The following is a 14,045-nucleotide window of genomic DNA, read 5'->3' as shown; positions in this document are numbered from 1 at the left end:
TCAGCTCCTGCCGGTCGCGTCCACGATGAAGAAGACCAGGGTGCCGTTCACGTCGACGTACGGTCCCTTGTTGCCCAGCATCCGCGCCAGGGCGCTCTGCAACCGCGGATCCGAGGCGGTCACGACGACGCTCAGTGTCCCGCCGTTCGGCGGCGCCCCGGCGGGCGGGAGCAGGTTCTCCCAGTCGAGCGTGTATTCGGGCTTGGCGAAGCTGAAGTTCCCCGGCAGGTATTCCACCAGGGCGGGCGGCACGATGCCCGGCCCGACTTCCCCCGGCCATGTCCCGTGTTCGTACCAGGCGCCGTAGGCGGCGAGGCGGATCGCCTCGAGGTCCGCGATGGCTTCCGCCGTGCGTGCACGATGCCGGAGGTCGATGTACTTGAGCAGCGCCATCCCGGCGAGGATGCCGATCACGATCATTACCGTCAGGAGCTCGACGATGGTGAAGCCGGCTCGGCGGCGCCTCATCGTGATCTCCGGGCGATGACTTCGAAGCTGTTGCCGATGAACCGCGGGAGCGGCTCGGTGGAATCGAACCGGAGCCGCACCTCGCCGCTCTCGCCGTGCAGGCGGTATCCGGTGCCGACGCGCTCGTAGCGCACGCCCGCGCCGCGAGCGCCGGCCTGCTCCAGCGTCTGGGGCCACTGGCCGGTCCGCTGGTGATACTGCTCGACGTGCTGGGCCGCGTTGGCTACCATGATCCGGAGACTCGCCTCGCGCACCGCGAGCGATTCCGGGGGCGCGGGCGCCGGGAACACCCAGTCCGGCCGCTCCACGTACAGGTAGACCGACGTGAAGACCACGATGGTGGTGCAGAGGACCATGATCAGCCGCGAGGCGCCGCGTCCCCGGCGACGCGCTTCCGCGGCCGCGCGCTCCGCGTCCCGCTGATCAGCCTGCGCCTTGAGAACGGTGTCGAATGCCTCCAGCAGCGCCTGCTTCTGGGCGGCGGGGGCGGGGGGCGCGGCGGGCACCGGTTTGGTCTCTGGACTCATCGGCTCGTGGGCGCTCCGGCGGTGGACCGCGGCATGGGGCACGGATCGCCCGCGTGGGGGCAAGAAGCACGCCAGTGAAGGGGCTCGGGCGCGCGGGCCGCGCGCCGGCCCCCGCGACAAGTAGTTGCCGGTCCGGCCGTTGAAACGCGCGCCGCCGGTGCGGGACAGCATGGCCGGGCCGCCGGCGAGGCGCGGGCGGATGCGCTCGGGCTCTCGCAAATTCGGCGACTTTTGCGGGCACGGTCGTGCAGTGCAGCGGCGTTGAGAATCGGACCCGGGCACGGTACAATGCGGGCCGTCCTCATCGCGGTGGCCGCATGACCTGTCTCACTCGCGCGAACGGCACCTGAATCCGTGCGGCCGTCCTCGCTCGCGGTAATCGGCCTGGGGGCCATCGGCGGCTCGCTGGCCTGGCAGGCGCGCCTCGCGGGCGTCCCGCGCGTGGTGGGCTTCTCGCCCTCCCGCGCGGACGGGGTGCAGGCGCTGCGCGCGTCCGCGATCACGGAGCTCGCCGACAGCGCTCCGCGCGCCATGCAGGGCGCCGAGCTGGTGGTGCTGGCGGTGCCCGCGCGCGCCACGCTCGATCTCATCGAGCGCCTGCCGTCCTCGCTCGAGGGCGGGGCGGTGCTCACCGACGTCTGCAGTATCAAGGGCCCGGTGCTGGCCAGCGCCACCGCGGCCGGTCTGGGCGACCGCTTCGCGGGTGCGCACCCCCTCGCCGGCACCCACGCGAGCGGTTTCGCGGCGGCTCGCCCGGATCGCCTCCGGGGCTGCGTGGTCTACGTGTGCGAGACCGGCGCGCCGGGAGGCGACCGGGCGGCACGCGGGATCATGCGATTCTGGGAACAGGTGCTCGAGGCGCAGCCGGTCCTGATCGACGCCGCGGCACACGACCGCCAGCTCGCCTGGACCAGCCACCTGCCGCAGGCCGTGGCGTCGGCGCTCGCCAGGGCGCTCGCCGATCGCGGGCTGGCCGGCCTGTCGTTCGGCACCGGCGCGCGGGACACCACTCGGCTGGCCGCCAGCAGTCCGGATATGTGGATCGACATCCTGCTCTACAATCGCGCGGCCGTGACGGAGGCGCTGGACGCTACCGAGGCGAGCCTGGCCGAGCTCCGGCGGCTCGTGACCGCGGGCGATGCCGACGGGCTCCGCCGCTACCTCGCGGTCGCGCAGCGCTTCCGGGAAGGAATGGACCGATGATCGTGGGCGGGATCACGCGGGTGCCTGGCGACAAGAGCATCACGCACCGCACGCTCCTCCTGGCCGCCATGGCGAAAGGCACGAGCCGCATCGGCGGTGCCCTTACCTCGCTCGACGCACGCAGCACGGCCCGGGTGCTCCGGCAACTGGGCGCCGGCCTCTCGCCCCTGCGGCCGGAGAGCGTCGTCACGATCGAGGGACGCGGGCGCCTGCGGCGGCCGGAGGCGGTACTCGACTGCGGCAACTCGGGGACGACGGCACGCCTCCTCCTCGGCCTGCTCGCCGGGCACCGCTTCGGGGCGACGCTCACGGGCGACGGCTCGCTTCGCCGCCGGCCGATGCGCCGGGTCACCGTGCCGCTGGCGCAGATGGGCGCGCGTTTCAGCGAGACCTCCGGCGACGGGCTGCCGCTCACGATCCGTGGCGGACCGCTCGTCCCGCTCCGCTACGAACTGCCGGTCTCGAGCGCCCAGCTCAAGAGCGCGCTCCTGCTCGCCGGTCTCGCGGGCGGGGTCGAGGTCGAGCTGCGGGAGCCGCACGGCCGCTCGCGCGACCATACCGAGCGGCTCCTCCGGGCCTTCGGCTATCGGGTAGACGAGGACGACGGCTGGATCCGATTCGGCCCCACCGGCCGGGTCGGGACCTTCGAGCTCCAGGTGCCGGGCGACCCTTCGTCCGCGGCGTTCCTGGTCGGCGCGGCCGTCCTCGCGGAAGCCGGCGAGCTCCGGATCGCCCAGGTGGGGGTGAACCCGACGCGGACCGGCTTCCTCGGCGTGCTCGAACGAATGGGCGCGCGGATTTCCCTGGAGGACGTCTCCGAGCATTTCGGCGAGCCCGTGGGCGACCTGGTGGCCCGGCCCGCCGCGCTCCGCGCCACCGAGGTCCAGGCGGGCGAGATTCCCGGCCTGATCGACGAGATCCCGATGCTGGCCGTGCTGGCATCGCGCGCCGAAGGGACGACGATCTTCCGCCAGGTGGGCGAGCTTCGCGTCAAGGAGAGCGACCGCCTCGGGCTGATCGCCGAGAATCTCAGATCGGTCGGTGCCCAGGCCGAGGTGGCAGGCGAGGACCTGTACGTTGAGGGCGGGTCGGAGCCGCCGCGCGGCCCGGTCCGGAGCGCGGGTGACCATCGCCTCGCCATGGCGTTCGCCGTACTCGGGACCGTCGCCGGCGCACGCATCCGGGTGGACGACATGGGGTGCGCTGCGGTCAGCTTTCCCCGCTTTCCGGAAGTGTTGCGCGGACTCGCCCGGCGGGCGCGTCCGTGAAGGGAGCGGTTATCGCGATCGACGGGCCCGCGGCCTCCGGCAAATCGAGCACGGCGCGGGCCGTTGCCGAGGCGCTCGGTTTCGCTCACCTGGATTCAGGGGCGCTGTATCGCGGGGTGACGCTGGTGGCCTTGCGGGAGGTTGCCCGGCGCGGCCGCCGGCGCGAGGATCCGCTCCAGGTGCTGGATCCCGAGACCATTCTCCGGACTGCGGAGGACCGGGGACTCATGCTCCAGCCCGATGGTGCGGGGTTCGCCGCCTACCTGGAGGGCGAGCCGGTGGACGCCGAGATTCGCGCCGGACCGGTCACCGCGGCCGTCTCCGCGGTGTCGGCCGTGCCGGTCGTCCGGGAGTGGGTGAACAGCCGGCTCCGCGCCATGGTACGGACCGGCCGTGACGTGGTGGTGGACGGGCGGGACATCGGGACGGTGGTGTTTCCCGATGCCGACCTCAAGGTGTTTCTGACGGCCGCGCCCGAGGCGCGGGCGCGGCGGCGGCTCAGCCAGCGTGGCGCCGCGCACGATCCGGCCCTCCTCGGTGCGGAGACGGAGGCGCTCGCCGCCCGGGACCACGCCGATTCCACGCGCGCCGTGGCGCCGCTCAGGGTCGCGGACGACGCGGTGCGCCTCGATACCACCTCGCTGAGCTTCGAAGACCAGGTCACGCGCATCGTCGCGCTTGCCCGGCCCCGCTTTTCCCCCGGCTAGGTGCTCGGGGCCAACCGCTTGTCCAGCCTTGCGTTGACCTCGACCGCCCATTATCCTACGTGGCTTCCTCCCCCCGGCACTTCCGCCCCGGGGAGATCACTTTCTCCCGCGGCCCCGACGGCGCGGTAGCACAAAAGGATGGCCGGCACCGCATGCTCGATCAACTCCAACCCTCGACTCAGCAGTTCGCCTCCCCCACGGGCCTCCGCGTCCGCCAGGACCTCTACGACGAAGACTACTCCGACGAAGACTACGAGCAGATGCTCTCGATGTACGAGGGCACCATGGCGCAGATTGTCGAGGGCGAGATCGTCAAATCCAAGGTCCTGCGCGTCACCGAGAACGCCGTCATTCTCGACGTCGGATTCAAGTCCGAGGGCTCGGTCCCGCTTGACGAGTTCAAGGACCCGCAGTCCCTGAAGGAAGGCGATGAGGTCGAGGTTTTCCTGGAGCATCTGGAAGACCAGGAGGGCGCGGTCGTCCTGTCGAAGAAGAAGGCCGACTTCATGCGGGTCTGGGAGAAGATCCGCGTGGCGCACGAGAGCGATGAGCCGGTGGAGGGCACCCTGGTCAAGAAGATCAAGGGCGGCGTGGTGGTGAACCTGATGGGCGTCGACGCGTTCCTCCCGGGCAGCCAGATCGCGCTCCGCCGGGTGCCGAACATCGACGAGCTGCTGGGCTCCACCTACGAGTTCAAGATCATCAAGCTCAACAAGCGCCGGCGGAACATCGTCGTGAGCCGCCGCGTCATCCTCGAGAACGAGCGCGCCCACAAGCGCGAGCACCTGATGAAGGAGCTCGCCGTCGGCCAGGTGCGGAAGGGCGTGGTCAAGAACATCACCGACTTCGGCGCCTTCATCGACCTGGGCGGCGTCGACGGATTGCTCCACATCACCGACATGTCCTACGGCCGGGTCTCGCACCCCACCGAGATGGTGGCCATCGGCAAGGAAGTCGAGGTCAAGATCCTCGACATCGACTGGCAGCGCGAGCGCATCAGCTTGGGCATGAAGCAGCTCCAGTCCTATCCCTGGCAGAACGTCGCCGCCAAGTACCCCGTGGGCACCCGCGTGCAGGGCAAAGTGGTCTCGATCACCAACTACGGCGCCTTCGTCGAGATCGAGCCCGGCATCGAGGGGCTGGTCCACATCTCGGAGATGAGCTGGACCCGCAACGTCCGCCACCCGTCCAAGATCGTCAGCATCGGCGAGACCATCGAGGCCGTGGTGCTCAAGGTGGACGAGGCCGAGGAGAAGATCTCCCTCGGCATGAAGCAGACCGAACAGGATCCCTGGATGGTGCTGCCGCTCAAGTATCCCGTGGGCACCCGGATCTCCGGCAAGGTCCGGAACCTCACCAGCTTCGGCGCCTTTGTGGAAATCGAGCCGGGCATCGACGGCCTGATCCACATCTCCGACATGTCCTGGACCAAGCGGGTGCAGCATCCCTCAGAGGTGGTCAAGAAGGGCGATGGGGTCGATGTCGTCATCCTCAACATCGACGCCGAGAACAAGCGGATCTCCCTGGGCCTGAAGCAGGCCGAGGAAGATCCCTGGCTCCGCATCGGCGAGACCTATCCCATCGGGATGGAGCTCCGGGGACGCTCGGTCCGCCTGATGGACAAGGGCGTGGTGGTCGATCTGGGCAACGACATCGAGGGGTTCGTCCCCATGTCGCAGCTCGGCGTGGCCAACATCGAGAACCCGGGCGACGCCGTGAAGGAAGGCCAGGCGCTCGATCTCAAGGTGCTCGAGGTGGATCCCATCCACCACCGCATCGTGCTCGCCGTGGTGGGGTACCCCGACGAGCCGATCATCCCGCCGGTCCGGCCGGTGTACGAGGAGACCAAGGCCGAGTAGGTCAGACTGAGCAATCGCGGAGAGCGAACGGGCCCCGGCGAGGGGCCCGTTTCGCGCGTATAGGCGGAACCCCACCGGTCCGACTATCTTGTCTCGCCATGTCCGACCCCCGCCAGCTGCTCGATCAGCTCCACCACCGCCAGACGCTCGCCGAACAGGGCGGGGGGCCCGCCCGCATCGCCCAACAGCATAAAAAGGGCAAGCTCACCGCACGCGAGCGGCTCGACCTGCTGCTGGACCCGGGAAGCTTCGTCGAGCTGGACCGCTTCGTCACCCACCGCGCCACCGACTTCGGGCTCGACCAGCAGATCTTTCCTGGTGACGGCGTGGTCACCGGCTATGGCCGGATCGACGGCCGGCTGGTCTACCTATTCTCCCAGGATTTCACGGTGTTCGGCGGCTCGCTCTCCGAGGCGCATGCCGAGAAGATCTGCAAGGTGATGGATCTCGCCGTGCGGAACGGCGCTCCGGTAATCGGGCTCAACGACTCCGGCGGCGCCCGGATCCAGGAGGGCGTCGTCTCGCTCGGCGGCTACGCGGACATCTTCCTCCGCAATACGCTCGCGTCCGGCGTGGTGCCGCAGATCTCCGTCGTGCTGGGTCCCTGCGCCGGCGGCGCCGTCTACAGCCCGGCCATCACCGATTTCGTCTTCATGGTGCGCGGCGTGAGCTACATGTTCGTCACCGGCCCGAGCGTGGTGAAGACGGTCACGCACGAGGAGGTCAGCTTCGACGAGCTGGGCGGCGCGGATACCCACGGGGGCGTCTCCGGGGTCTCTCACTTCACCCACGATACCGAGCCCGAATGCCTCCAGGCGGTCCGCGAGCTGATGGGGTTTCTCCCGCTCAACAATCTGGACGACCCGCCCGAGCGGATCACCAGCGATCCGGTCGACCGGAGGGACGAGGCCCTGCTGGACATCGTCCCTGACAGCCCCGCGATGCCTTACGACATGCACGGCGTGATCGGGCGGGTGGTGGATGAGGGAGGGTTCCTGGAAGTGCACCGCGGGTATGCCGAGAACATCGTGGTCGGCTTCGCGCGATTGGGCGGCCGTCCGGTGGGGATCGTGGCCAACCAGCCGGCGGTGCTCGCGGGGGTGCTGGACATCAACGCCTCGCTCAAGGCGGCGCGGTTCATCCGGTTCTGTGACTGTTTCAACCTTCCGGTCGTCACCTTCGTGGACGTGCCGGGCTTCCTCCCCGGCGTGGCTCAGGAGCACGGCGGCATCATCAAGCACGGCGCCAAGCTGCTGTTCGCCTACTGTGAGGCCACGGTTCCCAAGCTGACCGTCATCACCCGAAAGGCCTATGGCGGAGCCTACGACGTGATGAGCTCCAAGCACATCCGCGGCGACGTCAACCTGGCCTGGCCGTCGGCGGAGATCGCGGTGATGGGACCCAAGGGGGCGGTCGAGATCCTGTTCAAGGACGAGATCTCCCGGGCTGCCGATCCGGCCGCCGCCACGGCCCGGCTGATCGACGAGTATACCGCCAAGTTCGCCCACCCTTACGCCGCCGCGGCGCGAGGGTATATCGACGATGTCATCGACCCGAGGGACACCCGCCCCCGGCTGATCGATGCCCTGCGGACGCTCCGGACCAAGCGGGAGCGGAATCCTGCGAAGAAGCATGGAAACATTCCACTCTAGCCCTGGACCTAGCCAAGATCGAACTCCATTGGCATTATTGAGATACATGCACCCGGCCCCTCAGCCCGCGATCAGGTCCTATCCCCCCTGGGCTCGCGCGGCGCTTCGATGCGCAATGACCGTCCTTCTGGTCGGGACGGGCACGCCCCTGCGACTCCCAGCCCAGGGCGCCATCGATCCCAACATCCCCCCGCGCGCGGCCGCGCTGGAGCGGGAGGGCGAGCGCCAGGCGGCCATCGACCTGCTCGGCCGCTATCTGGCCACCGCCCCGGACGACGGGCGGGCCTGGCTGCAGCTCGGCCGTTTCTACCTGTACGACGCTCGGGAGTGGCACCTGCACGGCCACCGGGGCGACCCCGACGGCACTCTCTATCTCGACTTCGCCGCGACCGCCCTGGACCAGTCGCGCCGGCTTTCGGTGGACTCCGGTCTAGTCTTCCGCGGCGTCGCGGAAGTGGAGCGTGGGCTCATCCTGGTGGAGGACTCGGGGTGGAGCGCGCCCCACTACTCCCACGTCCAGGCCGGCCTGCCCAGCATGCCGGGCTTCATCGTCGAGCTGGGGAGTAACCTGCTGACGTCGTGTCCGGCGGGGGGCGTGCTGCTGACGGGAAGCGAGCTCGAAGCGCTCTCCGTCTGGTCCGGCAGCCTCGACCGCGCTTCACTCGATATCCTTCCGCTTCGCCCCGACCTCTACGCCACCGACTCGCTGTACCGCTCTCGCATGGCCGCAGCGATGGGCGTCGATCCCACGCTCCCGGTCCAGCGCGCTCTGGCGGCCGTCGCCCCGCGACGCACGCTCTGCCTGAGCCCCGGCACCGACAGCGCCGCGGTGCCGGCACTGGCCTGGGTGCCGTTCCGTCTGGTACGGGTCAGCCGGCCGGCCCCGCAGGACGCGGGGGCCCTGAGTACCACCGAGCTGCTCAAGGCCATGCTCCAGGATGGCTCGCCCTGGGTCGACGACGTCCGCGGGGTCTACGACAACGCCGCCCGCTACAACACCCTCCTTTGCACCAGCCTGCTCACGCTATTCGGAGACACGCCGCCGCTGGCATGCCGGCCGTAATCCCGGAGGGCCGGCGGTGAAGCGGGTGCTGGTGGCAAACCGCGGGGAGATCGCCCTGCGGATCGTTCGCGCCTGTCATGAGGAAGGACTGGAGGCGGTGGCGGTCTACTCCGCCGCTGACCGGATGAGCCCGCACGTCCGGGCTGCCGATCGCGCGGTGGCGATCGGCCCCGCGGCACCTGCCCAGAGCTATCTCCATATCGAACGTCTCATCCAGGCCGCGGCGGAGGTGGAGGCCGATGCCATCCATCCGGGCTACGGATTCCTGGCGGAGCGCGCCGCGTTCGCGGAGGCGGTCGAGCGGGCAGGCTTGATCTTCGTGGGCCCTTCGTCCGCCGCCATCCGCGCCATGGGCGACAAGACGGAGGCGCGGCGCCGGATGAAGGCCGCCGGGGTGCCGATCGTCCCCGGCGCCAGCGCGCCGATCGACGACCTCGGCCCCGCACTGGAGCTCGCCCGGGAGGTGGGCTACCCGGTCATGGTGAAAGCGACGGCCGGAGGCGGCGGCAAGGGCATGCGAGTGGTCGAGACGCCCGACCAACTGGCCGGGGCGCTCGAGACCGCCGCCTCCGAGGCACTGAAATCCTTCGGCGATTCCGGCGTCTACCTGGAGAAGTTCATCCAGCGACCCCGGCACATCGAGATCCAGGTCCTGGCCGACCACGAGCGTACCATCCACCTGGGCGAGCGGGAGTGCTCGATCCAGCGGCGGCATCAGAAGCTGGTGGAGGAGGCCCCGTCGAGCGCCGTCTCGCAGGATCTCCGCGAGTGGATGGGCGCGGCGGCCGTGGCGGCCGCCGAGGCGGTGGCCTACCGCGGGGCCGGCACCTGCGAGTTCCTGTTGGCCGAAGACCAGTCGTTCTATTTCCTGGAGATGAACACCCGGATCCAGGTGGAGCACCCCGTGACCGAGCTGGTCTACGGTGTGGACCTGGTCCGGGAGCAACTGCGCATCGCGGCGGGCGAGCCGATGCGGATCCACCAGGGCTGGCTCAACCCTCGCGGCTGGGCGCTCGAGTGCCGCATCACCAGCGAGGACCCGGCCAACGGATTCCTTCCCTCGACTGGACAGCTGCAGTACCTCCGGATCCCCGGCGGTCCCGGGGTGCGCTGGGACAGCGGCGTCGAGGTGGGCGACGAGGTCACCCTGCACTACGACTCGCTGTTGGCCAAGCTCATCGTCCACGCGCCCGACCGGCCCCAGGCAGTGACCCGGATGGCGCGAGCGCTGGACGAGCTGGCCATCATCGGGCTCGCCACGAACCAGGGCTTTCACCGGCGCCTGATGGCCGACGCAGCATTCCGGGAGGGCGACATCGACATCCAGTTCCTCGATCGCCGCGCCGACCTGCTCCAGCCCGCCGGCGACGCGGCGCTGGACATTGCCGTGGCCGCCGCGCTGGCCGAAGACGAGGCCCGCCGCTCGCGTATTCCCACCGTCGCCGCCGGCGATCACGCGAGCGAAGTCTGGCTGAGGCAGGCCCGGCTGGAAGCGGTCGAGTGAGCGCGGTTCGCATCCTCCGCCTGGCCGCTGGGGGAGACGGCGTGGCCAGGCTGGCCGATGGCCGCACCGTGTTCGTGCCCCGCACCGCCCCTGGTGATCTGGTGGAGCTCGCCGCCGTGCGCGAGCACAAGCGCTTCGCCCGCGCCCGCATCGGACGGCTGGTCGAGCCCGGACCGAATCGGACCGAGCCGCGCTGTCCGCACTACTCGCGGGACGACTGCGGCGGCTGCCAGATGCAGCACCTCGATCTCGATGCTCAGCGGGCCGCCCGGAGCAGCTTCGTCGGCGACGCGCTCCGACGGCTGGCGCATCTCGACGTGGCCGACCCCGAGCTGGTGGCGGCGGAACAGGCCTACGACTACCGCACCAAGCTGACGCTCGCCGTGAGCCAGGATCGGCGCATCGGGCTGCACCGCTACGATCGAGCGGACCAGGTATTCGATCTGGAGTGGTGCCACATCACCGTTCCCGAGCTCATGGCACTCTGGGAGACCGTGCGGCCACTTCGTGCGCTGCTGCCGCCGCACCTCACCCAGGTGGTGCTCCGGCGCGACCGGAGCGGCGGCCGCCATCTCCTGCTCCGGTCCGGAGGCGCCGAGGTCTGGTCCGGTGCTCGGCGTCTCCACGCCGAGCTGGCCGGACAGCATCCGCGGGTGACCGTCTGGTGGCAGCCGGAGGGCGGGGCCGCCCGCGCGGTGGCCGGGTGCGAGGAGGCGTACCCCGCCACGGTGTTCGAGCAGGTGCATCCCGGAATGGGCGACCAGGTCCGGGCCGATGCCCTGGAGCAACTGGGCGACGTGGCGGCGAAGCGGGTCTGGGACCTCTACTCCGGCGTGGGCGAGACCACGGTGGCCCTGCTGGAAGCCGGTGCCGAGGTGGAGAGCGTGGAATCGGATCCGCGGGCGGTGGCGGAGGCGGAGCGACGGGGCCCGCCGGCCCGCCGGCACGTGGGACGGGTAGAGGACGTGTTGGGCGAGCTGCACCGGCCCGAGCTCGTCGTCGTCAACCCTCCACGGACCGGCATGGACGCCCGGGTCACCGCGGCGCTCGAGCGGTTGGGGCCGGCCCGTCTGGTCTATATCTCCTGCGATCCCGCCACGCTCGCCCGCGACCTCGGCCGGCTTCCCGGGTTCCGCCTGGCCGGCGTGCGCGCGTTCGATCTCTTTCCCCAGACCGCGCACGTCGAGACGGTGGCCGTGCTGGATCGTGCCTCGTGAAATATTTCGTGAGCGTCGCCGGACGCGAGGTGGAAGTCGAGATCGACGGGGAGCGGGTGGTCGCCGACGGCAGAGAGTACACCGCCTCGCTCACCGCGGCGTCGGGCACGCCGCTCCGCCAGCTGCTGCTGAGCGGGCGGCCCGTGGGTCTCGCGCTGGAGAGCGGGGGACCGGGCCGCTGGACCGTCACGCTCCGGGCGGAGCGCTGGGAGACGGAGGTGGTGGACGAACGGACCCGGCACGTGCGCAGTCTCGCCGGCGCCGGCTCCCGCCCGGCAGGACCCGGCGTGCTCCGTGCCCCCATGCCTGGCCTGGTGGTCCGGGTACTGGTGGAACCGGGGCAGGTGCTTGCGGTTGGCGCGGGCGTGCTGGTGCTGGAAGCCATGAAGATGGAAAACGAGCTGCGGGCCCACGCCGCCGCTCGGGTCAGAGCCATCCGCGTTCGGCCGGGCGAGGCGGTGGAGAAGGGTCAGGTACTGGCGGAGTTCGATCCGGGCCCTTGACCCTCCTCCTCCCGACCCTCTATCTTGTGAGTCTGTTTCGGTTTGACCCCCGGCCCACGCTCGTTTGAGCCACGCTCGTTTGAGGCAGCAGAGGAAATGAAAACCTTTACCGCCACGCCCGACGACATCAGCCACGAGTGGCACGTCGTGGATGCCGCGGGCGTGCCACTCGGTCGTCTGGCCAGCGGGGTCGCCCAGCTCATCCGGGGCAAGCATAAGCCCACCTACACCCCGCACATGGACGGCGGGGACTTCGTCGTGGTGATCAACGCCGCGCAGGTCAGGCTCACCGGCCGGAAGCTGAGCAACAAGCGCTACTTCTCGCATACCGGGTACATGGGGCACGAGAGCTTCACCGCCGCGCGCGATCTGCTCGCCAAGCACCCGGACCGGGTCATCGAGAAGGCGGTGTTCGGCATGCTGCCCAAGACCTCGCTGGCCAAGCAGAAGATGCGCGGCAAGCTCAAGGTCTACGCGGGCGCCGAGCACCCGCACGCCGCGCAGCAGCCCAAGCCGTTCTCCGTCACTCCCTCGAAGGTGGGCGCATGACCGCAGCACCCGAATTTCGCTGGCAGGCGGTGGGCCGCCGGAAGACCAGCGTGGCCCGGGTTTACCTGACCCCCGGTACCGGCAAGTGGTCCATCAACGGCCGGACCCTCGGCGATTATTTCCCCCGGCCGTCGCTGGTGCAGCACATCCAGCAGTCGTTCACGGCCACGGACACGCTGGGTGCGTTCGACGTGAAGGCCCATGTGAACGGCGGCGGCCAGGCGGGGCAGGCGGGAGCGCTCCGGCACGCCATTGCCCGCGCGCTGGTCGAAGCGGATGGGCAGCACCGGGCCAAGCTGCGGACCGCGGGGCTGCTGACCCGGGATCCGCGCGCCGTGGAGCGGAAGAAGCCGGGCCGGCCGGGCGCCCGGAAGCGGTTCCAGTTCAGCAAGCGGTAAGCTGAGCGCAGCGGAGGGGGCATTCGTGGGAGCATGGCCCGTTCGCTTTGCTCAGGGAACTCGACCTCGCACATCGCGGGATCCTGGCGTGGGTGTCCCGGCTTCGAGCCGGGATCGCGCCCGGAGATGAACGCGATGGACGCTTAACCCTCATCAGACAGGACACGCAGACCCGCATGGCACAGCCTCAACTGCAGGACCTGCTCGAAGCCGGCGTGCATTTCGGTCACCAGACCCGCCGGTGGAATCCCAAGATGCGGCGCTTCATCTTCGCCGAGCGCTCCGGCATCTACATCATCGACCTCCAGAAGACCCTGCGGCAAATTCAGAAGGCCCAGGAGCTGCTCAAGAGCGTCGTGCTCAAAGGCGAAGGGGTCCTGTTCGTCTGCACCAAGAAGCAGCTCAAGGCCATCGTGCAGGCGGAGGCCGCCGACAGCGGCGCGTTCTACGTCACCGAGCGCTGGCTGGGCGGCATGCTCACCAACTTCCAGACCCTGAAGAAGCAGATTCGCCGGCTTCGGGAGCTGGAGCAGGGCGCGGCGGACGGCGACTTCGAGAACTACACCAAGAAGGAAAAGCTGCTCTTCGAGCGGGAGCGGGTGAAGCTGAGCCGCAACCTCGAAGGCATCAAGCTGATGGGCCGGCTGCCGGGGGCGTTGTTCGTGGTGGACGCCAAGAAGGAGAAGATCGCGGTGGCCGAGGCCAACAAGCTCGGCATCCCGGTGGTCGCCATCGTGGACACCAACGCCGATCCCGACGTCATCACCGTGCCGATTCCGGGGAATGACGACGCCATCCGGTCGGTTTCCCTCATCACGGCCGCGCTCTCCGACGTGATCAAGGAGGCCCGCGCCCAGATGCCGATGCGCGAGGTGTCCGAGGATCTCGACGCCGAGACCTACAGCACCGACGCCGGGAGCGAGGGTGATTCGGAAGCCGACCGCAAGCGGCGCCGGCCCCGGCGCAAGCGGCGGCCTAAGCCGGAGGCCATCGCGGCCCGACTCAAGACCGAGACCGAAGGCGTTGCGGAGGTCGCCGCCCCCGGTCCGGCCGGCGAGGCGGGAGCGTAAACCACTACCCGGACCATCGGAGCATCCGCCGCTCCTGGCCCGTGCGGGCCGTGAGCG

General features: G+C 69.9%; 14 protein-coding genes. 12 read left to right on the top strand and 2 right to left on the bottom strand.

Going from position 1 to position 14,045, the window contains the following annotated elements; genetic code table 11:
• Together VHR41_10550 and VHR41_10545 are read right to left on the bottom strand one after the other, a co-directional pair.
• Window positions 1-468: a type II secretion system protein gene (locus tag VHR41_10550; GenBank protein ID HEX3234626.1), complete on the bottom strand. Its 468-nt coding sequence runs from the start codon at window positions 466-468 to the stop codon at window positions 1-3.
• Window positions 465-995 (bottom strand): hypothetical protein, encoded by a 531-nt coding sequence (locus tag VHR41_10545; GenBank protein ID HEX3234625.1) that lies wholly within the window; start codon window positions 993-995, stop codon window positions 465-467. Before VHR41_10545 ends, VHR41_10550 begins: the two co-directional genes overlap by 4 nt.
• Window positions 996-1,349: 354 nt before the next feature.
• Here VHR41_10545 and VHR41_10540 point away from each other — a divergent pair, with 354 nt between their 5' ends.
• The 12 genes from VHR41_10540 (at window position 1,350) to rpsB (ending at window position 13,988) form a co-directional block, all read left to right on the top strand.
• Entirely contained in the window at window positions 1,350-2,198 is an 849-nt protein-coding gene (locus VHR41_10540) for a prephenate dehydrogenase (GenBank protein HEX3234624.1), read from the top strand.
• The gene (gene aroA / locus VHR41_10535) at window positions 2,195-3,466 is read left to right on the top strand and encodes a 3-phosphoshikimate 1-carboxyvinyltransferase (protein ID HEX3234623.1); all 1,272 of its coding nucleotides are present in this window, start codon (window positions 2,195-2,197) and stop codon (window positions 3,464-3,466) included. Before VHR41_10540 ends, aroA begins: the two co-directional genes overlap by 4 nt.
• Complete coding sequence (gene cmk / locus VHR41_10530; GenBank protein ID HEX3234622.1) at window positions 3,463-4,173, top strand: (d)CMP kinase; 711 nt, start codon at window positions 3,463-3,465, stop codon at window positions 4,171-4,173. Before aroA ends, cmk begins: the two co-directional genes overlap by 4 nt.
• 152 nt (window positions 4,174-4,325) lie before the next feature.
• A complete protein-coding gene (locus VHR41_10525; GenBank protein ID HEX3234621.1) occupies window positions 4,326-6,032 on the top strand; it encodes a 30S ribosomal protein S1 in 1,707 nt (568 codons plus the stop codon).
• Between the two features lie 98 nt (window positions 6,033-6,130).
• The gene (locus VHR41_10520; GenBank protein ID HEX3234620.1) at window positions 6,131-7,684 is read left to right on the top strand and encodes an acyl-CoA carboxylase subunit beta; all 1,554 of its coding nucleotides are present in this window, start codon (window positions 6,131-6,133) and stop codon (window positions 7,682-7,684) included.
• Window positions 7,685-7,799: 115 nt separating this feature from the next.
• On the top strand, window positions 7,800-8,747 hold the full coding sequence (locus VHR41_10515; GenBank protein HEX3234619.1) for a tetratricopeptide repeat protein: 948 nt from the start codon (window positions 7,800-7,802) through the stop codon (window positions 8,745-8,747).
• A 16-nt stretch (window positions 8,748-8,763) separates the two neighbouring features.
• On the top strand, window positions 8,764-10,251 hold the full coding sequence (locus tag VHR41_10510) for an acetyl-CoA carboxylase biotin carboxylase subunit (GenBank protein HEX3234618.1): 1,488 nt from the start codon (window positions 8,764-8,766) through the stop codon (window positions 10,249-10,251).
• Window positions 10,248-11,468, top strand: a complete 1,221-nt coding sequence (locus tag VHR41_10505) for a TRAM domain-containing protein (protein HEX3234617.1) — start codon at window positions 10,248-10,250, stop codon at window positions 11,466-11,468. The genes VHR41_10510 and VHR41_10505 overlap by 4 nt, the downstream gene beginning before the upstream one ends.
• Complete coding sequence (locus VHR41_10500; GenBank protein HEX3234616.1) at window positions 11,465-11,971, top strand: biotin/lipoyl-containing protein; 507 nt, start codon at window positions 11,465-11,467, stop codon at window positions 11,969-11,971. The genes VHR41_10505 and VHR41_10500 overlap by 4 nt, the downstream gene beginning before the upstream one ends.
• Before the next feature lie 96 nt (window positions 11,972-12,067).
• Window positions 12,068-12,520: a 50S ribosomal protein L13 gene (gene rplM / locus VHR41_10495; protein ID HEX3234615.1), complete on the top strand. Its 453-nt coding sequence runs from the start codon at window positions 12,068-12,070 to the stop codon at window positions 12,518-12,520.
• On the top strand, window positions 12,517-12,918 hold the full coding sequence (gene rpsI / locus VHR41_10490; GenBank protein ID HEX3234614.1) for a 30S ribosomal protein S9: 402 nt from the start codon (window positions 12,517-12,519) through the stop codon (window positions 12,916-12,918). The genes rplM and rpsI overlap by 4 nt, the downstream gene beginning before the upstream one ends.
• Window positions 12,919-13,094: 176 nt before the next feature.
• A complete protein-coding gene (rpsB, locus tag VHR41_10485) occupies window positions 13,095-13,988 on the top strand; it encodes a 30S ribosomal protein S2 (GenBank protein HEX3234613.1) in 894 nt (297 codons plus the stop codon).
• Window positions 13,989-14,045 lie beyond the last annotated feature (57 nt).

The organism is Gemmatimonadales bacterium, from assembly GCA_036265815.1.
Lineage (GTDB): Bacteria > Gemmatimonadota > Gemmatimonadetes > Gemmatimonadales > GWC2-71-9 > CAVVWJ01.
This window is presented reverse-complemented; position numbering and strand designations above follow the sequence as displayed.

Bases quoted from the DNA above. Each gene is read 5' to 3' on its own strand.
- VHR41_10545 (HEX3234625.1), bottom strand. From the start codon at position 995: ATGAGTCCAGAGACCAAACCGGTGCCCGCCGCGCCCCCCGCCCCCGCC.
- rplM (HEX3234615.1), top strand. From the start codon at position 12,068: ATGAAAACCTTTACCGCCACGCCCGACGACATCAGCCACGAGTGGCAC.
- rpsB (HEX3234613.1), top strand. From the start codon at position 13,095: ATGGCACAGCCTCAACTGCAGGACCTGCTCGAAGCCGGCGTGCATTTC.
- rpsI (HEX3234614.1), top strand. From the start codon at position 12,517: ATGACCGCAGCACCCGAATTTCGCTGGCAGGCGGTGGGCCGCCGGAAG.
- VHR41_10520 (HEX3234620.1), top strand. From the start codon at position 6,131: ATGTCCGACCCCCGCCAGCTGCTCGATCAGCTCCACCACCGCCAGACG.
- aroA (HEX3234623.1), top strand. From the start codon at position 2,195: ATGATCGTGGGCGGGATCACGCGGGTGCCTGGCGACAAGAGCATCACG.
- VHR41_10525 (HEX3234621.1), top strand. From the start codon at position 4,326: ATGCTCGATCAACTCCAACCCTCGACTCAGCAGTTCGCCTCCCCCACG.
- VHR41_10550 (HEX3234626.1), bottom strand. From the start codon at position 468: ATGAGGCGCCGCCGAGCCGGCTTCACCATCGTCGAGCTCCTGACGGTA.
- VHR41_10515 (HEX3234619.1), top strand. From the start codon at position 7,800: ATGACCGTCCTTCTGGTCGGGACGGGCACGCCCCTGCGACTCCCAGCC.